This window comes from Kitasatospora sp. NPDC056138 (assembly GCF_042264695.1).
Classification (GTDB): Bacteria; Actinomycetota; Actinomycetes; order Streptomycetales; family Streptomycetaceae; genus Kitasatospora.
The window spans coordinates 12791-36376 of sequence record NZ_JBHJVK010000040.1 but is presented as its reverse complement, the minus strand read 5'-3'; the positions used below and the strand labels follow the sequence as shown (position 1 = coordinate 36376).

General features: G+C 74.2%; 24 protein-coding genes and 1 pseudogene. 11 read left to right on the top strand and 14 right to left on the bottom strand.

The window, feature by feature from the left end; translation table 11 throughout:
- Positions 1-22: 22 nt before the first annotated feature.
- From ACFC1R_RS23280 to ACFC1R_RS23270, 3 genes and pseudogenes are all read right to left on the bottom strand, one after another.
- Positions 23-247, bottom strand: coding sequence for a hypothetical protein (locus ACFC1R_RS23280; RefSeq protein WP_375941529.1), 225 nt, complete (start codon positions 245-247; stop codon positions 23-25).
- A gap of 188 nt (positions 248-435) precedes the next feature.
- Entirely contained in the window at positions 436-702 is a 267-nt protein-coding gene (locus ACFC1R_RS23275) for a response regulator transcription factor (RefSeq protein ID WP_375941527.1), read from the bottom strand.
- A gap of 231 nt (positions 703-933) precedes the next feature.
- Positions 934-1557: pseudogene (locus ACFC1R_RS23270) on the bottom strand (3-oxoacyl-[acyl-carrier-protein] synthase III C-terminal domain-containing protein); the annotation flags it as partial.
- Between the two features lie 96 nt (positions 1558-1653).
- Here ACFC1R_RS23270 and ACFC1R_RS23265 point away from each other — a divergent pair.
- Positions 1654-2649 (top strand): helix-turn-helix transcriptional regulator, encoded by a 996-nt coding sequence (locus ACFC1R_RS23265; RefSeq protein WP_375941525.1) that lies wholly within the window; start codon positions 1654-1656, stop codon positions 2647-2649.
- Between the two features lie 118 nt (positions 2650-2767).
- Here ACFC1R_RS23265 and ACFC1R_RS23260 read toward each other — a convergent pair whose 3' ends face one another.
- Positions 2768-3331, bottom strand: coding sequence for a heme-binding protein (locus ACFC1R_RS23260; protein WP_375941524.1), 564 nt, complete (start codon positions 3329-3331; stop codon positions 2768-2770).
- 274 nt (positions 3332-3605) lie between these two features.
- Here ACFC1R_RS23260 and ACFC1R_RS23255 point away from each other — a divergent pair, with 274 nt between their 5' ends.
- On the top strand, positions 3606-3836 hold the full coding sequence (locus tag ACFC1R_RS23255; RefSeq protein WP_375941522.1) for a hypothetical protein: 231 nt from the start codon (positions 3606-3608) through the stop codon (positions 3834-3836).
- 156 nt (positions 3837-3992) lie between these two features.
- On the opposite strand, the gene ACFC1R_RS23250 is transcribed toward ACFC1R_RS23255, so the two are convergent.
- On the bottom strand, positions 3993-6377 hold the full coding sequence (locus ACFC1R_RS23250) for a lysylphosphatidylglycerol synthase domain-containing protein (RefSeq protein WP_375941520.1): 2385 nt from the start codon (positions 6375-6377) through the stop codon (positions 3993-3995).
- Between the two features lie 184 nt (positions 6378-6561).
- On the opposite strand from ACFC1R_RS23250, the gene ACFC1R_RS23245 reads away from it, so the two are divergent.
- Positions 6562-6840, top strand: a complete 279-nt coding sequence (locus ACFC1R_RS23245) for a hypothetical protein (RefSeq protein ID WP_375941518.1) — start codon at positions 6562-6564, stop codon at positions 6838-6840.
- 196 nt (positions 6841-7036) lie between these two features.
- Entirely contained in the window at positions 7037-7531 is a 495-nt protein-coding gene (locus ACFC1R_RS23240) for an NUDIX domain-containing protein (protein ID WP_375941516.1), read from the top strand.
- 77 nt (positions 7532-7608) lie between these two features.
- Here ACFC1R_RS23240 and ACFC1R_RS23235 read toward each other — a convergent pair whose 3' ends face one another.
- Positions 7609-8289 carry a class I SAM-dependent DNA methyltransferase gene (locus ACFC1R_RS23235; RefSeq protein ID WP_375941514.1) on the bottom strand — a complete coding sequence of 227 codons (681 nt, stop codon included), beginning with the start codon at positions 8287-8289 and terminating at the stop codon, positions 7609-7611.
- Between the two features lie 121 nt (positions 8290-8410).
- Here ACFC1R_RS23235 and ACFC1R_RS23230 point away from each other — a divergent pair, with 121 nt between their 5' ends.
- Positions 8411-8989, top strand: a complete 579-nt coding sequence (locus ACFC1R_RS23230) for a GNAT family N-acetyltransferase (protein WP_375941512.1) — start codon at positions 8411-8413, stop codon at positions 8987-8989.
- Positions 8990-9033: 44 nt separating this feature from the next.
- Here the strand turns inward: ACFC1R_RS23230 and ACFC1R_RS23225 are convergent, their stop codons facing one another.
- Together ACFC1R_RS23225 and ACFC1R_RS23220 are read right to left on the bottom strand one after the other, a co-directional pair.
- A complete protein-coding gene (locus tag ACFC1R_RS23225; RefSeq protein WP_375941510.1) occupies positions 9034-9741 on the bottom strand; it encodes a tyrosine-protein phosphatase in 708 nt (235 codons plus the stop codon).
- A gap of 191 nt (positions 9742-9932) precedes the next feature.
- Positions 9933-10601: a hypothetical protein gene (locus ACFC1R_RS23220; protein ID WP_375941508.1), complete on the bottom strand. Its 669-nt coding sequence runs from the start codon at positions 10599-10601 to the stop codon at positions 9933-9935.
- 568 nt (positions 10602-11169) lie between these two features.
- Here ACFC1R_RS23220 and ACFC1R_RS23215 point away from each other — a divergent pair.
- The 3 genes from ACFC1R_RS23215 (at position 11170) to ACFC1R_RS23205 (ending at position 15075) form a co-directional block, all read left to right on the top strand.
- The gene (locus tag ACFC1R_RS23215) at positions 11170-11928 is read left to right on the top strand and encodes an RNA polymerase sigma factor (RefSeq protein WP_375941506.1); all 759 of its coding nucleotides are present in this window, start codon (positions 11170-11172) and stop codon (positions 11926-11928) included.
- Positions 11925-12932 (top strand): hypothetical protein, encoded by a 1008-nt coding sequence (locus tag ACFC1R_RS23210; protein ID WP_375941504.1) that lies wholly within the window; start codon positions 11925-11927, stop codon positions 12930-12932. The genes ACFC1R_RS23215 and ACFC1R_RS23210 overlap by 4 nt, the downstream gene beginning before the upstream one ends.
- Before the next feature lie 421 nt (positions 12933-13353).
- A complete protein-coding gene (locus ACFC1R_RS23205; protein WP_375941502.1) occupies positions 13354-15075 on the top strand; it encodes a protein kinase in 1722 nt (573 codons plus the stop codon).
- A gap of 7 nt (positions 15076-15082) precedes the next feature.
- Here ACFC1R_RS23205 and ACFC1R_RS23200 read toward each other — a convergent pair whose 3' ends face one another.
- The gene (locus ACFC1R_RS23200; protein WP_375941500.1) at positions 15083-15676 is read right to left on the bottom strand and encodes a potassium channel family protein; all 594 of its coding nucleotides are present in this window, start codon (positions 15674-15676) and stop codon (positions 15083-15085) included.
- A 147-nt stretch (positions 15677-15823) separates the two neighbouring features.
- Entirely contained in the window at positions 15824-16108 is a 285-nt protein-coding gene (tatA, locus tag ACFC1R_RS23195; RefSeq protein ID WP_375941498.1) for a Sec-independent protein translocase subunit TatA, read from the bottom strand.
- Positions 16109-16806: 698 nt separating this feature from the next.
- On the opposite strand from tatA, the gene ACFC1R_RS23190 reads away from it, so the two are divergent.
- Positions 16807-17406 (top strand): TetR/AcrR family transcriptional regulator, encoded by a 600-nt coding sequence (locus ACFC1R_RS23190; RefSeq protein ID WP_375941496.1) that lies wholly within the window; start codon positions 16807-16809, stop codon positions 17404-17406.
- A gap of 64 nt (positions 17407-17470) precedes the next feature.
- On the opposite strand, the gene ACFC1R_RS23185 is transcribed toward ACFC1R_RS23190, so the two are convergent.
- Complete coding sequence (locus ACFC1R_RS23185; RefSeq protein WP_375941494.1) at positions 17471-17815, bottom strand: cupin; 345 nt, start codon at positions 17813-17815, stop codon at positions 17471-17473.
- Positions 17816-18179: 364 nt separating this feature from the next.
- Here ACFC1R_RS23185 and ACFC1R_RS23180 point away from each other — a divergent pair, with 364 nt between their 5' ends.
- On the top strand, positions 18180-18449 hold the full coding sequence (locus tag ACFC1R_RS23180) for a hypothetical protein (protein WP_375941492.1): 270 nt from the start codon (positions 18180-18182) through the stop codon (positions 18447-18449).
- Between the two features lie 76 nt (positions 18450-18525).
- Here ACFC1R_RS23180 and ACFC1R_RS23175 read toward each other — a convergent pair whose 3' ends face one another.
- Both ACFC1R_RS23175 and ACFC1R_RS23170 read right to left on the bottom strand, forming a co-directional pair.
- Complete coding sequence (locus ACFC1R_RS23175; RefSeq protein WP_375941490.1) at positions 18526-20274, bottom strand: class I adenylate-forming enzyme family protein; 1749 nt, start codon at positions 20272-20274, stop codon at positions 18526-18528.
- A gap of 66 nt (positions 20275-20340) precedes the next feature.
- Positions 20341-21498: an acyl-CoA dehydrogenase family protein gene (locus ACFC1R_RS23170; RefSeq protein WP_375941601.1), complete on the bottom strand. Its 1158-nt coding sequence runs from the start codon at positions 21496-21498 to the stop codon at positions 20341-20343.
- A gap of 163 nt (positions 21499-21661) precedes the next feature.
- Here ACFC1R_RS23170 and ACFC1R_RS23165 point away from each other — a divergent pair, with 163 nt between their 5' ends.
- Positions 21662-22852: a TetR/AcrR family transcriptional regulator gene (locus ACFC1R_RS23165; protein ID WP_375941488.1), complete on the top strand. Its 1191-nt coding sequence runs from the start codon at positions 21662-21664 to the stop codon at positions 22850-22852.
- Between the two features lie 85 nt (positions 22853-22937).
- Here ACFC1R_RS23165 and ACFC1R_RS23160 read toward each other — a convergent pair whose 3' ends face one another.
- The gene (locus tag ACFC1R_RS23160) at positions 22938-23255 is read right to left on the bottom strand and encodes a hypothetical protein (protein WP_375941486.1); all 318 of its coding nucleotides are present in this window, start codon (positions 23253-23255) and stop codon (positions 22938-22940) included.
- Between the last annotated feature and the right edge of the window lie 331 nt (positions 23256-23586).

Below are 23586 nucleotides of genomic sequence, written 5' to 3'. Positions count from 1 at the left end.
GCCGGACTCCCGGGTCAGCAGGTCAGCCGCCCCAGGAGGTGTCGCCGCACGGGCTCACGTGCCGCCCGTCGGAGGAGTCGGCCTCGACCGTGGGCAGCCTGTCGACGGTGAGGCTCATCGCGCTGCCGCCGTGGCCCGGCTTGCACTCGATGTGGCTGGTGCCGCCCGCCGCCGAGGCCGTGGCGACCGGCTGGACGGCCAGTGCGGCCAGTGCGACGGAGACGGAGAGGACGAGACGCTTCAGCATGGATCCCCTTGGTGAAGAGCAGTGGCGTGATGGCGGGCCACTCGGTCGCTGTGGTGTGCAAGGCCAACCCTGTCCCAGTGCGGCGCCGTTTGCCGGGAAACGGCCCTTCACCAAGTTGCGTGACCATAAAGTGAAGGGGGAACAAAAGCGACTTTGCCGCTGAAGTGTGATATTCGCGGCTGTCGGGGTCACGACACATAGCCCCCCTGTAGGGCCATCACCACGAGCTGGGTGCGGTTGGCCGCCCCTGTTTTGCCGCGCAGCCGCCGCATGTAGGTGTCGACGGTGTGCGGGCTGATCCCCAGCTGGCGGCCGATGTTCCAGTACGTCTCACCGCTCACCAGCAGGGCGAGGACCTGGCGCTCGCGGGTGGTCAGCGCGACCTGCATGGGTTCGGGAACGGCGGCGTCGATCATCACGGGCTCCGGGACTGTCGGAATGCGACCGGTGGTCACCGGCACGACGACAACAGCCTGTGCGAACGTCCCTACCGATCGCGACAGCGGGGACTCCTCACCAACGTGCCTGACAGCAAAGGGACGTGGGAACGAAGACGGCCAACCGCACGAAACCGCAGCAATATCAGCGGCCGGGCGCGGGCCCGCCCCCTCGGATCCCGGCAGGAAACGCCCACCGGTGCGGCGGACGTGCACTTCTGGCGATCCGTCAGACCGGTGGCGGTCCGGCTACGGGCAGCGGGCGACCTGGCCGGCGTACGAGAGGCCGCCGCCGAAGCCGAAGAGCAGGACCGGTACGCCGTTCTCGAGCTCGCCGCGTTCGACGAGCTTGGAGAAGGCCAGCGGGATGCCGGCGGCGGAGGTGTTGCCGGAGTCGACCACGTCGCGGGCGACGACCGCGTTGACCGCGCCGATCCTGCGGGCCACCGGTTCGATGATGCGCAGGTTGGCCTGGTGCAGGACGACCCCGCCGAGCTCCTCCGGGGTGACGCCCGCGCGCTCGCGGACCTGCCGGGCGACGGTGGGCAGGGTGGTGGTCGCCCAGCGGTGGCCCTCCTGGCTGAAGGTGCCCGTACGGCCCTCGATCAGAACGGCCCGCCCCATCTCGGGGACCGAACCCCAGACCACCGGGCTGATCTCCGCGGTCGGGGAGGCCACCACGACCGCGGCCCCCGCACCGTCGCCGACCGGGACGCAGGTGGAGCGGTCGGACCAGTCGGTGAAGTCGGTGAGCTTCTCCACCCCGATGCCCAGGGCCTCGGTCGCGGAGCCGCCCCCGACGGCGAGGTTCGCCACCGCCAGGGCGTGCGGGAAGCCGGAGCAGGCGGTGTTGACGTCGAGGGTGGCGGGAGCGGCCGCCGGGTGATCCCGGCCGGCGTCCCGGACGTCTTCGACCGTAGAACCCGTACAGGTCGGAATCCGTCCTCTACGTCCGTCATGCTGGCCGGCATGACGGACACCCCCGCACGCTTGCTGACTCTGCTCTCCTTGCTGCAGACCCCACGCGAGTGGCCGGGCAGCGAACTGGCCGACCGGCTCCAGGTCACCCCGAGGACCATCCGCCGCGACATCGAGCGGCTGCGCGACCTCGGCTACCCGGTCCAGGCCACCCGGGGCCCGATCGGCGGTTACCGCCTGGTCGCCGGGACCGCGATGCCGCCCCTGCTGCTCGACGACGAGGAGGCGGTGGCCATCGCGGTCGGATTGCGCGCCGCGGCCGGGGAGGCCGTCGAAGGCATCGAGGAGGCCTCCGTACGGGCCCTCGCCAAGCTGGTCCAGGTGCTCCCGGCCCGGCTCAGACACCGGGTGGGCTCCCTCGGAGCCGCCACCGTACGACTGGACGCGGGCGGCCCCCGGGTCGACCCCGAGACGCTCACCGTGCTGGCCGCGGCGGTCGCCGCCCGCGAACGGGTCCGCTTCACCTACCGGGCCGGCTGGGGTCAGCCCCAGGGCGGCGGCACCGAGACCAGGCGCCTGGTCGAACCGCACCGCCTGGTCGCCGCCGGACGGCGCTGGTACCTGGTCGCGTACGACAACGAACGCGACGACTGGCGGATCTTCCGCGTCGACCGGCTGCGCGAACCCCAGCCCACCGGCGCCCGGGTGCCGGTCCGCGAACTGCCCGCCGAGGACGCCGCCGCCTACGTGGCCCAGAAGCTCTCCGGCCTCACCACCACCCACGTCGCCGTCGTCACCCTGCACACCCCGGCCGACCGGGTCTCGCGGTGGCTGACCGGCCCGTCCGACCGGCTCGAGCCGGTCGACGACCACACCTGCCGGCTGCGCACCTGTGCCGAGTCGCTGGAGTGGCTGGCCATCCGACTGGCCATGCTGGGCTGCGAGTTCGAGGTCCACGAGCCCGCCGAGCTCCGCGACCGGCTCCGCGTCCTCGCCGCTCGCGCGGCCGCCGCAGCGGTGGCGCCCGAGGAGCGCGCGGATCGGTGAGGCCCGTCCGCGCTCGCCGGGGGAGCGGCGCGGGTGACTCCCGGGCCGGGCCCCGCCCTTCAGGGCCGCCCGGCCCGGCCCGGCAGCGGGAGACCGCGAGGCCGGGCCGCCCTGACCGTCAGTGGCCGAGGGAGACCACGCCGGCCTGGGCGTACTTCTCGTCCAGGTCACCGCTCGGCGCCCCCGCGACGCCGATGCCCGCGATCGGGGCGCCCTTGTCGGCGACGGGGGCGCCGCCGGCCAGGAAGAGCGTGCCGGGGATGTCCTTCAGGCCGGGCGCCTGGGCGAGCCGCTTGACCAGCTCGGAGGTCGGCGCGTTCCAGGACACCGCCGTGAACGCCTTGCGCGCCGCCGACTCGTACGACTGCGGCCCCGCGCCGTCGCCGCGCAGGGTCACCACGGTGGTGCCGTTGCGGTCCACCACGGCGACCGAGACGTGCTGGTTGTCCTTCTCGGCGGCGTGCAGCGCGGCCTGCGCGGCCCGGGTGGCGGCGTCGATGTCCAGGTGGGTGCTGGTCACGGTGTCCGACTTCTTCAGGTCGGCGGCCTGCGCCACAGCCCCGCCGGGAGCGTCGCTCTGCGGAGCGGCCGTCGCCGACATCGCGCCGAAGCCCCCCGCGCCGACGGCCGCGACGGCGACGGCGGCGGTGAGCACTCGGGTGCGAACGGTCGTCCTCTTCATGGTTGCTGCTCCTCCTGGGCGGGACCGGACCGGGAGCCCTGCTGCTCCCGCCGTATCTCGATCCTCGCGGCGGGCCACGCCCTGCCGGGTCCGCGCGACGGCCGACCGCGGGGTCGACCGATCGGCTGACCCGCACCGGCCGCCCGGCGTGCCGTGCGGGCCCCGGGCAACACGCCGACGCCGCCGCGAGGGCGCGCGGCCCGGCCGTCGCCGTCGGATACTTCCAGTACCGACCTGGGCCCAGGTGGGGCTTCCAGCAGCAGGGACGGACGCCATGCGCCAGAACCCCGAGAACCCCGAGTTCCCCGAGGACTTCGACGACTTCGCCGACGAATCACCGCTCGTCCTGGAGGCCGAGGACGAGGAGCGGGATGCCGGCGGCCGACCGGGCGACGACTACGAGCAGCTCCGCGAGCGCCGCTCGCTCGGCTCGGACGACGCCAACGACGCGGACGCCGTCGAGCAGGCCCGGGTGGTCGAGCTGGACGAGGACGAGTACCGCTGAGGCCACTGCTCGGGGGCGGCGGCCGAGCGGGCTCCCGGGGGCGGGCTGGCCGGTTCCCGGGACGCGGCGAACCCGGTGCACCACCTGATGGGCGGCCCGTGCGGTTCCGCGTGTCCCCGGGCCGGTCGCCGGGGTGCCCGGGTCGCCGGCGCGGCCTCAGAGAGCGCCGCGTCGCTGGAGCCAGGCGAAGCCGGCCCAGCCGGGCAGGATCGGGAGCACGAAGGTCAGCAACCGGAAGAGGATCACCGCGGCGAAGGCGGTACCCCGGTCGATGGACGCGGTGGAGGCGAGGGCCTCGGTGAGGAGACCCTCGACGACACCGGAACCGCCCGGCGTCGGGGCGGCGGACCCGGCGGCGTTGCCGGCCAGGAAGGTGACCGCGACGGCGGCGAAGGACGGCTGCTGCCCGACCGCCCGGGTGCAGCAGTACAGGCAGGCGACGAAGGCCATCGACACCAGCAGCTGCCCGGCCAGTCCGGCGGCCAGCCGGCCCGGCCGCTGGAGCAGGTCGAGCAGCCGGGGCAGGACCTCGGCCCGGAGCGGGCGCAGCAGGCCGGCCAGCCGGCCGCGCACCCAGGGCACGGCGAGCGCCAGGACCACCAGGACCGCCGCGACCGCGAGCACGGCGACGAACACCGGTGCGTCCGGCAGTTCGGAGCCCGCGCCGTGTCCGAGCAGCGCAGTGAAGGCCGCGAGCTGGAGCAGGTGGAGCACCAGCCCGATCAGCTGGGAAGCGCCCACGCTGGACAGTGCCTGTGCGGTCGGGATGCCGCTGCACTGCAGGAAGCGGGTGTTCAGCGCGACCCCGCCGACGCCGCCGGGGGAGACCAGCTTCACGAAGGAGCCCGCCACCTGGGCGGCCAGTGAACGCCGGAAGCCCACCCGTTCGGGGACGAAGCCGATGAAGCCGAGGGTGGCCGCGAAGTGGCTGGCGACGGCGGCCAGTGCGGCCAGGGCCAGCCAGCCGGGGTCGGCCTCGGCGATGGCCGAGATCGGGTTGGTCTGCGAGCTGAACAGGAACTGCAGCAGCAGGTACCCGGCGAACACCCCGGCGAACACGGTCAGCAGGGTGCGCGGGCGCAGCCGCTCCAGCCGGACCGGTTCGGCTGGCGCCTGCGGGCGTCCGCGCAGGGCCTCCTCCCTGATCGCGGCGAGCAGTTCGGGCCGGTCCTTGAGGGCGCTCCGGGTGCCGCGCGGCAGCGCGATCGGCTGGAGCAGCGGCAGCGCGGCGCAGACCGCGGCCCCGCCGAGCACCGCGGTGCCGGCGGCCACCGCGCGTCCGGCGCCGACCCGCAGGGCGAGGGCGGTCAGCAGCCCGGCGACGTCGAGGCGCAGCAGCAGTTCGCCGGCGGCGATCTCGCCGTCGGCGAGTCCGACCAGGTGGACGGTGCCGTCCGGGCCGATCAGGACGTTGTCGGGGGCGAGGGCGCGGTGGGCGATGCAGCGGCGGTGCAGCAGGTCCAGCTGCTGCCAGGCGTCGGTGAGCAGTTCGTCGGTCAGCTCGGCGTCGTCGAGCTCGGGCAGGGTCCGTCCCGGCAGGTACTCGTACGCGACCACGGCGCGGTCGGCGTCGAGTTCGGCGGTGGCGGCCAACCGGCGGGTGCGGGCGCCGGCGGCGGCGGCCGCGTAGGCGAGCAGGACCTCGTGCTCCAGTCCGGAGCGCAGCGAGCGCAGACCGCGCGGGCGCGGTGCGGTGCGCAGCCGCAGCAGCAGCCAGAGGCGGTGGAACAGGCCGGTGGCCTGGGCGTGGCGGTCGAGCAGGTGGACGTCCAGGTCGGGGCGCCCGTCGTGCTGGGTGACCAGGTAGCGGCAGGGGCCGGTGCGGCGGGTGAGGTGCGGGCGGACGCCGGCCTGGCCGAGGGTCTGCCGCAGCTGCTCGGCGCTCGGCCGGACGATCGGGGTGCCGATCGCGTACACCGTGCCGTGGGCGGTGGCCCAGCCCACCAGCAGGGCCAGGACCAGGGAGAGCGGTGTGGCCCAGCCGATGATCAGACCGGAGAGCCCGGCCATGGCGAGGGCGGCGGTCAGCGCGGTGCGCCAGCGGCGCAGCCCGGTGAGGCCGGCGGCGGTCATGAAGGCGAGGACGGGGGCCAGGTGCCCGTACACCGCGTCGGTCCGGCCGAGGCCGTCGGGGGACTGGTGGGTGAGCGTGGCCAGGTTGCCGAAGGCCGCGTCGAGACCGAGCGAGAGCCCGTACGCGAGGACGGCGGCGAAGACCCCGTCGGCGACCCGGAGCGCGGCCCGGCGGGCGAGCCGGTCGACGGCGAAGGCGAGCGGGACGAGCAGCAGGACGACGGCGGAGGCCACTCCCGCGATCTGGCCGGGCGGCCAGGGGACGTGCTCCGCGCCCTCGGCGACATCGGCCTCCAGGCCGTCGGCGGTGCCGTGGGCGCCCATGGCGATCAGCAGGGTGAGTCCGGCGGCGGTGAGGCCGAACATGCAGCGGATCAGCGAGCCGGGGTAGCGCACCCGCTGGACTTCGGGGACTGCCGTGCCCTCCCCCGCCTCGGTCTGATTGTCGTTCCGTATCACCGTTGCCACGCGCGCATGTTTCCACACGCCCGGTTCGGCGTCCGGCCGATCAGTCAGGTGTGTCGCTGTTGGTACCGGGGCACGATGCCACGCCCGGACCACCCCGAACGGCTAGAATTCCGGTCATAACGTCCCATGCGCCCGTGTTGCCGCGCAGACCGCGCGACGAGCGGTCGCCGGAGGGAGGTCCACGATGACCAAGCACCCGACGGGCAAGATGACCAGACTCCGCCGTGGCACCCAGGAACTCCTCGAACGCCGCGGTATGGCAGCCGATCCGGGCGGGACCCCGCCCACCCTCGGCACCGAAGGACCGAAGAGCACGAAGGCCGGGCCGTACTTCGGCGACACCGCCTTCAGCCACGGCGGACGCCGCGCCGCCGCGGCGACGACCCCCCTCTCGGGGTCGGCCCACCACGCCGAACTCCCGGGTCACCGCCACCGCGGCGCGGAGAAGCACTCCGCCCACTGACCGCTTCCCGACGGGGTGGCGCCGGGCGACGGCGGCCACCCCGTCCGTCCGCCGCCTCCGGCTGCCGGTCCGAGCGCCTGCCGCCTTCGTCTGCCGGTCCGAGCGCCTGCCGACCGGTCTGCCGCCCCGTCCGCAGGGGTGGAGTGGGAGAGTGGGCGCGCACACCCGGCCCGCAACACCCCCGGAGGGAAAGCACATGTCGGACACCCCGCTGCTCCAGACCCGCGACGAGTGGCTCGCTTCGCTGCACCGCGTCTACGCCGCCTCCGGCTGCCTGATCAGCGACCCCGAAGGGCGGGTGCTGATCGTCAAGGCCGGCTACCGGGAGCACTGGCAGTTCGTCGGCGGCACGGTGGACCCGGGGGAGAACCCCGAGGAGTGCGCGAAGCGCGAACTCCTGGAGGAGACCGGCATCGTCAAGGACCCGGGCGCACTGCTCGCCGTCGGCTGGACCCACCCGTCGGCCGAACTCGACCACCCGGCCTGCCACTTCCTCTTCGACCTCGGCACCATCCCCGCCGACACCCCGATCACCCTGCCGGCCGGAGAGCTCGACGCCTACCGCTGGGCCGACCCCGAGGAGGCGCTCGCTCTCCTCGGCCCGAGCCGCTCGGTACGCCTCGCCGCCGGCCTCGCGGCCCGCGCGGACGGCCGCACCCGGGTGGTCACCAGCCCCACCGTGGGTTTCTGACCCGGGGTCGACGGGCGGCCGGTCGCCGCGCTGTTCCCGTCGGCCGTGCGGGCCGGCGGGCAGCGCGGGCTGGCGGGCTATGCGGGCTGTGCGGACTGTGCGGGCTTGCGCCAGACGTACGCTGCCGAGACCGGGTGGTGGCGGTAGCGCTCCCACTTGGGCTTCAGCTCGATCCAGTGGTCGTCCACCACCGCCTCGTGCATCTCGGCGAGTTGCCACCCGGCGGCCAGTCCGGCTGTGAGGTGGTCGCTGACCAGGTGGAGATGGGTGGTGATGGCGATCGGGGAGCCGTCCGCGCCGTCGAAGTGGGTGGGCATGCCGGTGGCCATGATGAAGTACGGGTGCAGGCCGACCAGGACGCACAGCGCACCCGGCGCGGCCAGCCGGAAGGCCTCCCGGTAGAGCGGGGCGAGGTCGGCCAGGTGCTCGTCGACCAGCGAGGAGACCACCAGGTCGTACGCCTCGCCGGGTAGGCCGGTCGCGGCCAGGTCGGCCTCGACCAGCCGGTCGTGGGCGCCCTTGGCGCGGGCCAGGTCGAGCATCTCGGGGGTGAGGTCCACCCCGTCCACCGCGCCCACGCCCCGACCGCGCAGCCAGACGCCCGTCCGGCCCGTCCCGCAGCCGAGGTCGGCGGCCCGCGCGGCCGAGCCCCAGTCCGGCACCCGGAGCCGGGCGAGGACGGCCAGGTCCATCGCGTCCTCGACGGTCCGCTCGTAGCTGTCGACCCACTGCCCGTACCCTGTGCGGACATCCACCATCGGATATCCGCGCGCATCGAAATCAGCGAATTGCACCATGCCATGGAGTATTGGCGGTTCGGTGCTGCCGCGGCGAGTGGATTTCCGATCGGCGGCCCCCGGCGAACTCTGGAGCGGTTCAGTGCAGTTGCAGATCGTGTCCGGTCCGGAGGGCGGACTGCCGGCCGAACTCCGGGCACAGGTCTGGGCGTTGCAGGAACAGGCCTGGCCCAGCGGTCGCCCCGATCCCGGGCTGAGCCACGACCCGGCGCTGGACCCGCAGTCGATGCTGCTGGTGGACGGCGACGGCCGGGTGCTCGCCGCCCTCGACCTGCTCGGCAAGGAAATCACCCATGCCGCAAGGACGTTCACCGCACGCGGGCTGAGCTGTGTGGTCACCGACCGGGCGCACCGGGGCCACGGCCACGGCAGGCGGCTGGTCGCCGCCGCCCGCCGGGCCGTCGAGGACAGTGGTGCGGATCTCGGCCTGTTCACCTGCGACCGGCCCCTGCGGGGTTTCTACGAGAGCGCGGGCTGGCAGTTGCTCCCAGGGACGGTGCTGGTCGGCGGCACCGCGCAGGACCCGTTCCCGAGTGACCGGCCGGGCTTCGACAAGGTCACCATGGCGGGGTTCTGCTCCCGGCGGGCCCGGGCGGCCAGGGAGAGCTTCGTGGGCGCCAGGATCGGCCTCCACCCGGGCACCATCGACAGGCTGTGGTGAGGCGGGCCGGCGGGCGCCCCCGGGACGTGGCGGCCGGCCGGGGTTCAGTCCAGCAGCCTGGCCCGAAGGGCCGCCAGCTCGCCGGGCGGCAGACAGCGCTCCGGTTCGAAGCCGGCCAGGGCGTCCAGCAGCGCGCCCTCGGCGGTGGCACCCGCCCGTGCCAGTACGTTCGCTGCCGCCTGCTCCTGGTCCGGCAGACCGAGCAGGCCCCGGAGCGGACGCAGGTTGGCGGTGCTGAGCAGATAGTCGGCGACGATCTCGCCGGGCTCGGTACGGGCCGCCGCCAGCAGGACCAGAGCGGCCAGGCCGGTGCGGTCGCGCCCGGCGCCGCAGTGCACCACGACCGCCCCGGGACGGGCCGTCGCGACGGCGGAGACCACGGACCGTACGGCGTCCGGGCAGTGGTCGAGGTAGGGGCGGAAGGAGAGCGGCGTGCCGTCGAACTCGCCGAACTCCTCCCACCAGGCCGGTCCCGCCAGCTGGTCGAGCGGGACCCGGACCAGGTCGACGCCCGCCGGGCGGGGGAGCAGCGGCCGGTACTCCTGCTCGTCCCGCAGGTCGACCACCGTGCGTATGCCGCCGCCGGCCAGCGCCGCCCAGCCCTCGGCGGTGAGCAGGTCGAGGTTGTCGGCGCGGATCACCGCACCGCGTCGGGTGCGGCGGCCGTCGGTGGTGGACAGTCCGCCGAGGTCCCGTACGTTCAGACAGCCGTCCCAGAAGAGCCGACGGTCGGTCGGCAGATCGTCGTTCATGCAGTGCTTCCCCCTTGGTGAGGAGCTGTTCGCCCCTTGTGCACCAGGACACCGGGGGGCCTGCCGCCGGTTCCCCGGGCCGCCCGCGCCGGGCGGGTCCGCGGAGGACACCGGTCGGGTCCGCAGGGAGAGGAGCCGGGGAGGGCGGGAACGGGCCCTGGCAGGCGGGATGCAGGCCCCGGCAGGTGGGATCAGAAGGTCCAGAGTCCGCGGCCGAGGGTGTCCTGGCAGCGCACCCGGACGAAGCGCTCGTCCGCGGCGGACAGGAAGCCCTCGGCCGCGCCCTGCAGGACCTCGCGGGCGATCCGGTCGGCACGGCTCCAGGCGCCGGTGAGCACGAGGTCCAGGTCCACCACCTCGGCGCGCTGGATGCGGGCCACGGCGGCGGTGAGCAGAGCGGCGTTGACCTCCTCCAGCTCGGCCGGGGTGAGGTAGGTCTCGGTGCCCGGGCCGGCGTCGGTCCCGGTCGCCCCGGCGAGCCGGCGGCGCAGCTCCGGCAGGCCGTAGTGGCGGACGGCGGCGATCGAGTCCTCCACGGCCACCAACCAGCGCGGCCCGACCGTGATCTCCCACCAGACCTCTCCGCCCACCGGCAGCAGCTCGCCGATCGAGGCGTGCCACTGCCAGGCGCCGCCCGGTGCGCTCCCGGACCGGGGCTCCTCTGCGGTCAGGCCGAGTTCGAACGTGTACCGGACGGTGTTCTCGCTCACGGTGCCGAGCCGGATGCCGAGCTGCGCCCGGTAGGCCTCGTCCGGGAGACGGAAGACGTACTGCTCGCCGCCCGTGAAGCCCATCGACCGGAGGGCCGGCGCGATGTGCGTGCGCACCCCCTCGGTGAAGAGGTCCTGGGCGGTGGTCATCGCGTTGTTCCGGGGTTGGCGGGGCGTGCGGGTGGGGGTGTGAAGGGCGGGGGCGCCTCGGGGCCGGTGCGGTGGGGCGGGGCCGGGACCCGGGGGATTGCCCCGTCCCTGCCGAGGCAGGACCGGGCCGACCCCGGTGGCGCGGGCGGACGGCGGTGGCGCTCGGCACGTCCGCCTGCCTGAGCAGGGCCTTTCGCCCGGCCCCGGCTCGCCCGGGCCATGCCGGGTCCCTGCTGGCAAGGGTGCTCCTCGGCGTCGCGAGGGGCCATCCGGAGCGGACGGTGCCGCCGCCCGCAGCTTCGGCGGGCGCGTCGCACCGCCGCGCCGAGGGGCCGCGCGGTGCGGTCGGCCCGCCGGCCCGCCCGGACACGGCGGTGGTGATCCGTGCGGCTCCCGCGCCCGTGGAGACACCGCCCGCGGTCCGCGCCGGGCGCGATGGCGCATGATGTGGCGGGTGCACAGTGCAGAACCTCAGGGGACGGACGCCGACCACACCGCCGGCGGCCCGATATCGCCCGGCCCCCCGACCACCCCGGGCCGGCCGGGACCACCGGACGATCCACTGCCGATGGGCCGTCCGGCAGACCTCGCGACCGCAGTACGGGCGGCCCAGCAGGGGGACGAGGACGCGTTCCGGCTGCTGTTCCGTGCCGTCCAGCCGGGACTGCTCCGCTATCTGCGACTGCTGGTCGGCGGCGGACCGGAGGACGCCGAGGACATCGCCTCCGAGACCTGGCTGCAGATCGCCCGCGACCTCGGCGGCTTCAGCGGTGACGGGGACGGCTTCCGGGGCTGGGCCGCCACCATCGCCCGCAACCGGGCCCTGGACCACCTGCGGCGGGTGCGCCGCCGCCCGGTCGCCGACCTCCCGGTCGAGTACCTCACCGAACTGGCCGCCGCCGAGGACACCGCCGGGTCCGCACTGGCCACTGTCGCCACCGCCGACGCGCTGGCCCTGATCGCCCGCCTGCCCAGGGACCAGGCCGAGGCGGTCCTGCTCAGGGTGGTGCTCGACCTGGACGCGGCCGCCGCCGCGCGGGTCCTCGGCAAGCGCTCCGGCAGCGTGCGGATGGCCTCCCACCGGGGGCTGCGCAAGCTGGCCAAGCTGCTCGACCAGGTCGGCGGGACCGACCTCGGCATCCCGAGTCGCCGCGCCGTACCGCCGCAGCGCGAGACCGGCCGCGAGACCGACCGGGAGGTTGACCGCGGGACCGACCGGGAGGCCGACCGGGACGGAAGCCGGGAAGCCGGGAAGCGGGATTCCTCGAAAACCTCCGCACAGGGTGTGACACGCGCCAGAGCCGCGACGCTGAAGGACATGAGATGAGCACCAACCGATCCCGCCGGATCGACCGCGACACCGCCGAGCAGCTGCTCGGCGGTGCAGTGGCCGACACGTCGGCCGGTCAGGCCCCCCTCACCGGTCACGCCGCCCTCGCCGGGCTGCTCGCCGCCGCTGCCGCCCCGTCGGCGGTGGACGGAGCGCCCGAGGCGAGCGGCGTGCTGCCCGGGGAGGAGGCCGCCCTGACCGCGTTCCGGGAGGCCCGTCGCAACCCTGCCCCGAAACCCCGGAGACGAACGATGCTGGACACCGCGCCGGCGCGGGCCTTCAGTGCGAAGGCCGTCGCTGTCGCGTTCACCGCCACCGCGCTCGGCGGCGTGGCCGTCGCCGCAGGCACCGGGCACCTGCCGGCCGCCCTGCGCGGAGCGGCGGGCGACGGCGGCCGGTCGGTCGCCCGCGCCACGTCGCCGGCCTCCGCCGCCTCCACCGCGCGGTCCAGCTCGGTCAGCACGGCTTCGGGGCAGCCGAGGCTGAACGGCGTCGCCCCGTCGTCCCCGCCGCCGAGCGCGGGCGGTTCAGGCACCCCCGGTGCGGACACCGGCACGGACGCGGTCACGGGGACGGGCACCGGCCGGCCGGACGGCCAGGGCGGGGACGGGAGCGTCGCGGCCCAGCTGCTCCGGCTCTGCCACCTCTACACCGACCGGCTGGCCTCCGGTGACCGCCCGCGTCCGCTGCTCAAGGAGGCGCCGCTCGCGCCGCTGGTGCTGGCCGCAGGTGGCGCGGACCGGGTCGACGACTACTGCACGGCAGTCGCCGCCGGCGGCGACGGGGGCGCGCAGCGGAAGGGCGGCGACAGCGGTGGCGGCACCGGCCGGGGCGTCGCACCGGCCCCCGCCCCCGACCCCGGCCGCACCCCGGGCCTTCCGAGCAGGCTTCCCCTCGAGCCGACCCGGCCCGCGCAGGATCCCGAGCCGACCGGTCTCCCGGGGCTTCCCGGCGGGAGCGGTGGGACCGGCGGGAACTCCCGGAACGGCTCGGAGAGGTGAGCCGCTGAGACTCCGGACGGGCAGTGGGCGAAACCCCCCGGGCCCATTGCCCGTCCGGTTGCAGCACGAGCGGTACGGCGCCGGTGCCCCCTCGCAGGAGGGTGCGCCAGGCCGCGCCCCGGCTGCAACTCCCTGATCCCGGGCGGTCGGTGGGCTCCCCCGTGTCCACCGGCCGCCCGGTCCGAAAGCTCCGGGCGGGTGGGCGAGGTTCCCCCGGGCCGCGCCCGCCCGCCCGGATCCGCCTGCCCTGCCGCAGGCTCAACTCCCGATCGCCGTCCGGTCGGTGGGATCCCCGCGGCGGCCGCCCCGGCGGTGCGCCGGGTGGCACCGTGCGCGCGGCCTGGAATCGACGGCTATCGTGCACACGTGCACGAGGCGGTCCGAAGCCTCCGGCCGGTGGACCCGAGGGGAGTGGTGCCAGGTGATCGGACGCGCGCTGAACGGGCGTTACGTACTGGAGGAGATACTCGGCGTCGGTGGGATGGCCACCGTCTGGCGCGGTCACGACCGGGTGCTCGGACGAGCGGTCGCGGTCAAGGTGCTCAACGGCGGTCTGGCCGACGACCCGCGCTTCGCCGAGCGCTTCGGCCGCGAGGCCCAGCACGCCGCGATGCTGGTCCACCCGCGCATCGTCACCGTCTTCGACTCCGGCGTGGACCAGGGCTCCCCGTACATCGTGATGGAGCTGGTGCACGGCCAGCCGCTCAGCCGGCTGATCGCCGAACTCGGGCGGCTGCCGGTCGAGCGGTCCGTCGGTATCGCCGCCGCCGTCTGCGAGGCGCTGGAGGTCGCCCACGCGGCCGGGCTCGTGCACCGGGACATCAAGCCCGGCAACATCATGATCACCCAGGACGGCGGGGTGAAGGTGGTGGACTTCGGCATCGCCCGCGCCGGCTCCTCCAGCTCCCGGCTGACCCAGACCGCCACCGTGCTCGGTACCGCCGCCTACCTGTCGCCCGAGCAGGCCACCGCAGCCGGGGTGGACGGCCGGTCCGACCTGTACGCGGTCGGCTGCGTCCTGGTCGAGATGCTCACCGGCCAGCCGCCGTTCGACGCCGACACCCCGGTCGGCATCGCCTTCAAGCACGTCAGTGAGCAGCCCGCCCCGGTCGCCGCGCGCCGTCCCGACGTGCCGCCCGCGCTGGACGCGGCGGTGCTGCGGCTGCTGGCCAAACAGCCCGCCCGGCGTCCGGCCGACGCGGCCGCCGCCCGGTCCGAGCTGCTCGCCGCCGTTCCGGTCGCGCTGGCCGCGGACCGTACGGCGGAGCTGCTGGCGACCAGTGCGCCGCCCGCGGACCTCTTTGCCGCCACCCAGCTGCTGCCCCCGGTCGTGGGAGCAGCGACCACGGGAGCACCGGTCGCCGGGCCGCCGGCGGACGCGGCGGGCCAGGGGTACGCCGATCCGCAGCGCACCGCCGTACTGCCGCCCACGGCCCCGCCTCCGTTCGCGCGGCCCGCGCCCTCCGAGCCGTCGGGCCAACCCCCGGCGACCGGCCCGGCGACCTCGCTGATGGAGGCCGTCCCGCTGCCGCCGCGCCCGGTCGCCGAGCCGCCGCAGCGCCGCAGGCGACTGCTGGTCCCGGTCGCGATCGGCGTCGCGGTGGTGGCGGGAGTGGCCGCGATCGGCGCTTTCGCACTCGGCGGGTCCTCCGACAGCCCGGCCCAGGCCGCAGTCCCGAGCGGCCACTCGCCGACCGTGAAGGCACCTGCGTCCACCCCCGGGGCACCCTCGCCGAGTGCCGGGGCGAGCACCCCGCCCGTGCCCAAGGGCGGTCCGGCCGCCACCCTGGCCGCGCTCCGCGCCGACGTGGCGCAGGCCCAGTTCGGCAAGGACCGGGACAAGCAGGGCGAGCTGCTGGACCGCCTGGACACCGCCGCGGAGGCGATCGCCGAGCACCGGCCGCAGGACGCCGAGACGGTGCTGCGCGCGGTCCAGAAGTCCGTCCGGGACCTGTCGAAGAAGCACGCGGTCGACGGTGCCGCCGTGCAGAACTGGCAGAACCGCCTCGGCGGACTGATCAACACCCTGCACAGCCAGCAGACCCGTGACCACGCCGGCGGCGCCGGCAGCACCAGCGGTGCCGGCACCACCAGCAACACCAGTGACACCGGTAGCGCCGCCAACGACTGGAACGACGGCTGACGCCGGATCAGTCGCCCGCCCGCCGCCGGTGGTGCCGTTCCGCCCGCGGCGGTACGGCCCGCTCCGCCAGCCGGACCCGCAGCTGTCGGCCGGCGGTGGTGGCGCCTGCGGTCAGGAAGATCAGTGTGTAGAGGATCTGCAGCATCACCACCACCCGGGCCTCCTGACCGTGCGGGGTGATGTCCCCGTAGCCCACCGTGGACATCGTGATCACCGTGAAGTACAGCGCGTCGAGCCTGGTCCGCAGCCCGATGAACTGGCCCGGCTGCCGGGACAGCGCGAGGTAGGCGGTGGCGAAGACGACCAGGGCGAGCGCACTCAGCAGGAGGATCATCAGGCCGGGCCGCCCGCGCAGGCCCATCATGGCCTGCCAGATCTCCCGCAGTAGCAACATGGCCACCACCACCAGCAGCAGGGTGAAGCAGAACCAGCCGAACGCCGGATGCTTCGGTCCGAACACATCGAGCGGGAGTGTGAAGTAGAGCACCACCAGCACGACCGGGCCGAGCAGGGTCAGCCCCAGTGACGCCAACTCGTGCCGCCGCAAAGGCTCCTGCGGCTGGTACGGCTGCGGATGCTGCTCGGGAGACGGCGACGGCACCGGAGGCTCCAACCGGCTCGGGGACGGGCGTCCCATCCTCCGGGGACCCGGCCGGGAGTGCCCGGCAGAAACGCCGCACACGTGCCGGAGCCCCCGGCCCGTCAGTTGACGGACCGGAGGCTCCGGACGGAAGGCGCGTGGGCCGACTCAGGCGGTGGTGGCCGACTTGTCGGCCTCGGTGGCCTTGGTGATGTTCGTGGGGTTCACCGCCGGACGGGGCTGCTCGGTGGCCGTGTTGGCGGCCGTGGAGTTCTGGGCGCCCCCGTCAGCCTGCGTCTCGTCCTCGCGCAGAGCCTTGGTCTCCGCCTTCAGAATGCGCATGGACTTCCCGAGGCCACGGGCCATCTCGGGCAGCTTCTTCGAGCCGAAAAGCAGGATGATGACAGCCAGCACCACCAGGAGGTGCCAGGGCTCCAGACCGTTGCGCAGCATCCCTGACCACCGGTCCCTTCGGATATCTCGCCGTTATCAGAGCCGGGCGGGCTCGCCCGACTTGGCCAGTATGCCTGGCGCGAGCGCAGAACGTATACACCGGTCGGGAAACGGTGGTCAAAAACCAGGTGTTCTGCAGGTGGGACCGGATATGTGGTCTCGACCACTCTGCGTCAGGTCGGCCGGTCGGGGGACCTTGCGCACCGGCCGCCCGTACCTGCTCCGCAGCCCCTGCGGGCGCCGTCGCCACTGTCGCTCCGGGGCGGGTTCCCAGCGGTCCGCAGGGCGCCTCGCCCGAGCCTCGGAGGCGGTCCTGCCCTCGCGGGACAGGGATGGCGAGGGTGGTGGACGGTCCGGTGCGGGACGGGGACGGCTGACGGTGGATCAGTCCGGAGTGCGGCCCGGGGGTGCATCGACGACTGCCCGGCGCGCGGTCTGCCGGACCCCGGCGGAGTGCCGGCGCGGAGTGCGGTGCGAGCCCCCGGCCGCGCGGTCGACGGCTTCGGATTGTTCGCACTCTGTCAGGTTGCTCGATCATTGTTCGGCCGTTGTTTCGGCGGTCTCCCGGCCTCCCGGTCTCCCGGTCTCCCGGTCGCTCGGCTGCTCGGCTGTGCGGCTGCTCGGGGGTGTCCTTGTGGAACGTATGTCTGACTCGATTGTCCAAGACATCTGTCCATGGCTGACGTAGCATCGGGACCATGGGAAATCGCGAGGATCTGCTGGTGGGGGCCAAGCGCTGCCTGTACGAGAAGGGCTACGCACGCACCACCGCCCGGGACATCGCCTCGGCCGCGGGGGTCAGTCTGGCCGCGATCGGCTACCACTACGGCTCGAAGGACGCCCTGCTCATCCAGGCGATGATCGAGGCGATGGGCGAGTGGGGCGACGCCGTCGGCGGACTGCTGGCCGATCGGCGCGGCGCAGCCGCCACTCCGGAGGAGCGTTTCGTCGCCGCCTGGGACCGGGTGCTGGAGAGCTTCGTCGAGCACCGGGAACTGTGGGCGGTGCAGTTCGAGATCTCCGCCAGGACGGGGAGCTCGCCCGAGCTGCAGGAAGCCCTCGCGGCGGTGCAGCGCAGCGGTCGGCTCGGGCTCTCTGCCCTCTTCCAGGGGCTGGAGGAGGTGCCCGACACCCCGGACGAGCTGGCCAGGGGCGCCTTCTACCAGTCACTGCTGGCCGGCCTGGCGGTCCAGTGGTTCACGGCACCCGATCAGGCGCCGGACGGCCGGGAGCTCCTGCGCGGCCTGCGCCTGGTCGGCGGGAGCGTCCTGGGCGCACCGGCGCCCGCCGAGCCGTAGCGGGCCCGACGCGCGGCTCCCGGCGCCCCGCAGGCGCCGGTCCGGGCACCGGGTGGTGGCGGCCCTAGGTGGTGACGGCCGTGAGCAGGACGACCGAGTCCTGGTGGGCCAGCAGGCCGTGCCGCTCCTGGGGGATCGGGCGCAGCTGGCCCGCCTTCAGTTCGATCTGCCGGCCCGAGACGGTCAGTGACACCCGTCCGCGCAGGACCTGGAGGCTGGCGGCGAGCGGCGCGTTGTGCTCGTCCAGCGAGGTCCCCGCCGTCAGTGCGATCACGGTCTGCCGCAGGACGCCGTCGTGGAGGAGCAGGTGCGCGCTGCGCCCGTGCGGGTCGGCGGCGGCCTTCGCGGCGTGCTCGTCGGCGAGTGCCACGAGATCGACGGGGGCGGTGGCGGGGGCTGGCTGGGCCATCGCGTTCCTCCTGGTTCGCGGCTCCTGCTGGCGGGTCCCTCGACGGTGACCCTAAGGCCTGTCCGACAATTCCCGCCAGACGCGCGGCGCCGGGCGGCCCGTCGCGCACCACCGCACCGCCCGGGTACGGCCCGGGTACGGCCCGGGCACGAGGACGGCCCGGTGGCACGCCCGGCCAGACGCGCGGCGCCGCGCGCCGATCCGCCGCGAATCGTTCGGGCAGGCCTCGGGCGGGTCCCGCCGTGGGCCGCAACCGTGCGGCGGTTTCGCCGCCCGCCGCCGGACGGCGTGCGGCCGACCTTGTGGCCCATCCGCAGGCGGCTTCCGGGTGCGGGCGCCGCGGTGCTCTTGGATGGTGGATGCCATGGCGACCTATCAGAAGTTCATCGGTGGATTCCAGGTCAACCGTGGCATGCTCACCGCCGGTGCGGCGCTCACCGGAGTCGGTGCGCTGATCGGCCTGACCGGCACGGTGATCGTGGGCGTGGCGCTGGCCTCCGCCGGGCGGGACTGGGTCCAGCAGCTGGAGACGCCGCCCGGCGAACTGGCGGCCCGTACCTTCCAGCAGGCGAAGGCGGCCTCCCAGGCGGGTCTCGACGCCTGGCGCGCACAGGCGGCCGGGACGGCGGGCTGAACGTCCCGCGCACGGCGGCCGGGCTCCGCCTCGGGGGCCGCATGGTCCCGGCGCCCTCCCGTGCGCCCCTGTGACGTCACGGCGCCGGCCGATCCGGGGTGGGCCCGGGCGGCGGCCCGGTGGTGACCTCGCTGCGCAGGGCGCGCTTGACGATCTTCCCGGTCGGGTTGCGGGGCAGGTCCGTGCTGCGCAGGAACACGTGTGCGGGCACCTTGAAGGCGGCCAGCCGGGCGGCGACGTGGTCGCGCAGCCCGTCCGCGTCGACGGACGAGCCCGGCCGGAGGACCACCACGGCGGCGACCTCCTCGCCGAGCACCGGGTGCGGTACGCCGATCACGGCGGCGTCCGCGACCTCGGGGTGGTCGAAGAGCACGCCTTCGACCTCGACGCAGTACACGTTCTCGCCGCCCCTGATCACCATGTCCTTCAGCCGGTCGACGATGTAGACCTCGCCGTCCCGCAGGCGGGCCAGGTCTCCGGTGCGGAACCAGCCGTCGGTGAAGGCGGCTGCGGTGGCCTCGGGGTTGTTGCGGTAGCCGCTGAAGATCGGCTGCCCGCGCAGCCAGAGTTCGCCGATCTCGCCGTCCGGGAGTGCGGTGCCGGTCGGGCCGGCGATCCTGACCTCGACGGCGGGCGCCGGGTGGCCGATGCTGTCGGGCTGTTCCAGGTAGCGGGCGCCGAGGTTGGCGATCACGCCGCCGCAGGTCTCGGTGAGCCCGTAGCCGTTGCGGGCCTCCACCCGGCCGTCGAAGCGGCGGGCGATCCGCCGGGCCAGTTCGGGCGGGGCGGCGGCACCGCCGGTGCTGATCGCGCGCAGGCTGTCCAGCGGTGCTCCGGCGGCATCGGCCGCGTCGAGCAGGCCGAGCGTGGTGGCGGGGACCCCGTAGTAGGCGGTGACCCGGTGTTCGGCGATCAGCCGGAGTGCCTCGGCCGGGTCCCACCTGTGCATCAGCACCACGGCGCCGCCGCTCGCCATCAGCGGGAACAGTGCGGTGAACGCCGCGACATGGAAGAACGGGTAGGTCATCAGCGCGGTGTGCACCGGTGCCCGGGCCGGGTCCAGGTTTGAGCAGATCATCGAACCCAGGGCGAAGAAGCGGGGGTTGAGGGCGGCCGCGCACCAGGCCCGGTGGGTGGCGGCAACTCCCTTGGGGTGTCCGGTGGTTCCCGAGGTGTAGAGCAGGGTGGCCTGGTCCTCGGGGGAGGGTGAGACCCCGGGGGCGGCCAGGCCGTCGAGCGGCAGCTCCTCCAGCCGGTCGTGCGCCGGCCCGGGGGTCCGGACGGTGAGCAGCGGTACGCCGTGGGCGGCCGCCCAGGACGCGGTCCGCTCGGTGCGCTCGCGGTCGGCGACGATCAGCCCGGGGCTGCAGTCGTCCAGTGCGTACGCGAGTTCCGCCGCCTCCCACCAGGCGTTCAGCGGGACGGCCACCAGCCCGGCCAACTGGGCCGCCCAGAAGGCGGTCTGCCATTCGGGGAGGTTCCGCATGGCGATCACCACCCGGTCGCCGGGCCGCAGGCGGTACCTCTCGCGGTAGTGGTGGGCGAGGGCGGCGGCCGCCGCGTGGTGCTCGGCGAAGGTCAGCCGGTCGGAGCCGGCGATCAGGAACGGGCGGTCGCCGTGTGCCAGGGTGGCGTCCAGCAACTCCCGCAGGGTGTGCGGGCCCTGCCGGTAGCGCGGGCCGTCCGGGGTGTCGAAGGTCTCGAACGGGGCGCCGGGCGCGCGGAGCGCGGCCCGGACCCGGACGAGTTTGGCGAGCACAGCTGTCATGACGTCCTCGGTGCGGCGGCTCGGGAAGTCGTGGGCGGGGTCCGGCAGCGGGCCCATGGGGGAAGCCCGCTGCCGGAGACGCGGTGGCCGGTGGGGGCGCGTCCGCCGCGCGTATCGGCGGGCCTACAGGCCCAGGGACTTGGCGATGATGGTCCTCATGACCTCGCTGGTGCCGCCGTAGATTCTGAAGACCCGGTTGTCGGTGTAGAGACGGGCGATCGGGTACTCCAGGATGTAGCCGTAACCACCGTGCAGCTGAAGGCACTTGTCGATCACCTGGGAGGCGGACTCGGTGCAGAACAGCTTGGTCGCCGCGGCGTCCGCGACGGTCAACTCGCCGTTCTGGTAGAGCTCCAGGGCGCGGTCCACCATCGACTGCTGGGCCACCACCTGGGCCTCGCAGTCGGCCAGGCTGAACTTGGTGTTCTGGAACTCGGCCACCGCCTGGCCGAACACCTTGCGCTCCTTGACGTAGCCCACCGCGAAGCGCACCGCGGCGGCCGCGGACGCGTACGCGCCGACGGCGATCGCCAGTCGCTCCTGCACCAGGTTGTGGGTGAGGTAGCCGAACGCCTTGCCCTCCTCGCCCAGCAGGTCCTCCACCGGCACCTTGACGTCGGTGAAGGAGAGCTCGGCGGTGTCCGAGGTGCGCAGGCCGATCTTCTGGAGCTTGCGGCCGACCGCGTAGCCGGGCGAGGTGGTGTCGACGCAGAGGATCGACAGGCCGGCCCGGCGGTCCTGCGGGTCGTACGGCGCGGTGCGGCAGACCACCAGCACCAGGTCGGCCAGGACGCCGCCGGTGATGAAGGTCTTGGCGCCGTTCAGGACGTAGTGGGTGCCGTCCTCGGAGAGCTTCGCCGTGGTGGTGATCCCCGCCAGGTCCGAGCCGGCGCCCGGCTCGGTCATCGCGATCGCCGTCATGATGTCGCCCGAGACGAAGCCCGGCAGCCAGCGCTGCTTCTGCTCCTCGTCGGCGTACTCCAGGAGGTAGGGCAGCACCAGGCCGGTGTGCACACCGGAGGAGCCGAAGGTGACGCCCGCGCGGGCGCACTCCTCGCTGACCACCGCCTGGTACTTGAAGCCGGTCTCGCCCGCGCCGCCGTACTCCTCGGGCACCTCGATGCCGTACACGCCCAGGGCGCCGAGCTTGCGGTAGAAGTCGCGCGGCGGGTGGCCCGCGGCCTCCCAGCTCTCGTAGACCGGGACGACCTCCTTGGCGATGAAGCTCCGGATGGTCTCCCGGAACGCCTCGTGGTCCTCGGTGAACACGGTGCGGCGCACGGCGGCGCTCCCTTCGTGGTGCCCGTTGATCGCCCCACAAGTTAATCCCGGGTAGCTTCGGCTGTCCAGCATCGGAGTGCCTCTTCTTCGCTGATCAGGGGCGGCCAAGTGAATCCTTGCTAGCCTGGGGCGAGCAGCCGGGGCCGATCGCGAGGGGACGTACGTGACGACGGAACGGGAGGTCGTGCGCAGGCCGCCCGGACGCGGGGCGCAGATCCTCGCGGTGGCGAGCGGGCAGTTCCACCGGCGGGGCTACCACCAGATCTCGATGGCGGAGGTCGCCGCCGAGGTCGGCATCACCGCCCCCGCGCTCTACCGGCACTACCGGAGCAAGCCCGAACTCCTGCTCCGGGCCGTGGAGTCGGACCTCTCCGCGCTCCGTGCGGCGGTCCGCGCCGACCACCGGGACCTCGGCGGACTGTGTGCCGCGCTCGCCGCCGTCGCCGTGCAGCACCGGGCGCTCGGCACCCTGTGGCAGCGCGACGCCAGGCTGCTGCCCGCCGCCCAGCGCGCCGAGCTGTGGGGCCGGCTGCGCGAGGACGTCGGCACGATGGCCGGGGTGGTCTCCGCCGCCCGGCCCGAACTCCCCCCGCAGGACGCCGAGTTCCTCTGCTGGTCGATGCTCTCCGCGTACGGGAGCCTCTCCTACCACACCTTCGCGCCGCCCCCGCGCCGCTTCGAACGGCTGCTCCGGGAGATCGGCGGCGCGGTGCTCGCGGTCACCCCGGACGGCCGCCCCGACGGCCGGCCGGCCCGGCCGGTGGACGCCCCGGCACGGTCCGCGCGGACGGAGTCCAGGCGCGAGGAGCTGCTGACCGCCGCCGTCCGGCTGTTCCACGAACGCGGCTTCGACAACGTCAGCACCGATCAACTCGGCGCCGCCGTCGGCATTTCGGGGCCCAGCGTGTACAAGCACTTCGACACCAAGGCCGACCTGCTCGCCGCCACCCTGGTCCGCAGCCGGGAACGGCTCTGGCACGAGGTCGAGGGGGCCATCGCGGCCGGCGGTGCACCCGGCGAGGCGCTCGCCGCCGGGCTGCGCGCGTACGTCGACTTCGCGCTGCGCCACCGGCACTACCTGGGCGTGATGCTCAGCGAGACCGAGCGGCTGAACGAGCCGGACCGCAGGGCGGCGGTCGACTTCCGCCGGAACTTCCTGCGCACCTGGGTCGGCCTGCTCCGCCAGGTGCGGCCCGGGTTCGCGAACGCGGAGGCGCGGATCCGGGTGCACGCGATGTTCGCGCTGGTCAACGACGGGGTGCGGAACCGGGCGGGCTGTACCAGGCCCGACCTGGCGGGCTTCCTGGTCGAGTCGGGCCGCGCCGTCCTCGGCCTGGCGGAGAGCCGCCCCTGACCGCGCGCGGGTTCCGGGGGGAAGGGCGGGCCCCCGTGGAAGGGAGGGGCCCGCCCGGTCACTCACTCAGTGGCACGGGGTCGGCTCAGTCGAGGACGAAGGGGTGGTACACGTGGTGCGCCAGGTCGCCGTTGCCCTGGAGGCCGCCGACGGCACCTGCGTTCCCGGCGACGCCGAGGCTGTTGTTCTGGTTGCCGCCGCCCGAACCGGTGGCGGACTGCTGGCTCCCGTTGCCGTTGCCGTCGACGCTGCCGACGACGTTGCCGGAGCCGACGTTGCTCACCACGCTGCCGTTGGAGTGGTGCTCGGCGCCGGCGCCGTTGTCCGCCTGGGCGGTGCCGATTCCGGCGAGGAGGAACGCGCCGAGGGTGGTGGCGACAGCGGCTGCGCGAATACGGGACACGGTGGTCTCCCTGCTGACTGGTGCGAATTGTGGCGCCGACGGGGTGGCCGCCCCCAAAGCGCCGGTTCCTGACGTCGCATGACAAGCATTCCCCGATCAGCCGATTGACTTCAATGGATCACCGGCCGGTTCCCCCGTTCGTGTCATCCGGACGGAATGTCGCGCAGTGGTCCCCGGCCGGTCCGAGCGGGTGGTGAAACCCCGGAATTCCAGCGGAAATCCGCAATCTCCCCCCTCCCGGCGGGGGCGGCCACGAGGCACTGTTGCGTCAACGATGAGTTGACCGGTTCACGTCGCATGAATAGCAGCTGAAAACGGTGGTCGAAGGATT

Coding starts and splice junctions, on each gene's coding strand:
- ACFC1R_RS23175 (WP_375941490.1), bottom strand. CDS start 20,274: ATGGGCCCGCTGCCGGACCCCGCCCACGACTTCCCGAGCCGCCGCACC.
- tatA (WP_375941498.1), bottom strand. CDS start 16,108: ATGCTGCGCAACGGTCTGGAGCCCTGGCACCTCCTGGTGGTGCTGGCT.
- ACFC1R_RS23240 (WP_375941516.1), top strand. CDS start 7,037: ATGTCGGACACCCCGCTGCTCCAGACCCGCGACGAGTGGCTCGCTTCG.
- ACFC1R_RS23180 (WP_375941492.1), top strand. CDS start 18,180: ATGGCGACCTATCAGAAGTTCATCGGTGGATTCCAGGTCAACCGTGGC.
- ACFC1R_RS23265 (WP_375941525.1), top strand. CDS start 1,654: ATGACGGACACCCCCGCACGCTTGCTGACTCTGCTCTCCTTGCTGCAG.
- ACFC1R_RS23245 (WP_375941518.1), top strand. CDS start 6,562: ATGACCAAGCACCCGACGGGCAAGATGACCAGACTCCGCCGTGGCACC.
- ACFC1R_RS23220 (WP_375941508.1), bottom strand. CDS start 10,601: ATGACCACCGCCCAGGACCTCTTCACCGAGGGGGTGCGCACGCACATC.
- ACFC1R_RS23280 (WP_375941529.1), bottom strand. CDS start 247: ATGCTGAAGCGTCTCGTCCTCTCCGTCTCCGTCGCACTGGCCGCACTG.
- ACFC1R_RS23215 (WP_375941506.1), top strand. CDS start 11,170: ATGGGCCGTCCGGCAGACCTCGCGACCGCAGTACGGGCGGCCCAGCAG.
- ACFC1R_RS23255 (WP_375941522.1), top strand. CDS start 3,606: ATGCGCCAGAACCCCGAGAACCCCGAGTTCCCCGAGGACTTCGACGAC.
- ACFC1R_RS23225 (WP_375941510.1), bottom strand. CDS start 9,741: ATGAACGACGATCTGCCGACCGACCGTCGGCTCTTCTGGGACGGCTGT.
- ACFC1R_RS23210 (WP_375941504.1), top strand. CDS start 11,925: ATGAGCACCAACCGATCCCGCCGGATCGACCGCGACACCGCCGAGCAG.
- ACFC1R_RS23235 (WP_375941514.1), bottom strand. CDS start 8,289: ATGGTGGATGTCCGCACAGGGTACGGGCAGTGGGTCGACAGCTACGAG.
- ACFC1R_RS23185 (WP_375941494.1), bottom strand. CDS start 17,815: ATGGCCCAGCCAGCCCCCGCCACCGCCCCCGTCGATCTCGTGGCACTC.
- ACFC1R_RS23190 (WP_375941496.1), top strand. CDS start 16,807: ATGGGAAATCGCGAGGATCTGCTGGTGGGGGCCAAGCGCTGCCTGTAC.
- ACFC1R_RS23260 (WP_375941524.1), bottom strand. CDS start 3,331: ATGAAGAGGACGACCGTTCGCACCCGAGTGCTCACCGCCGCCGTCGCC.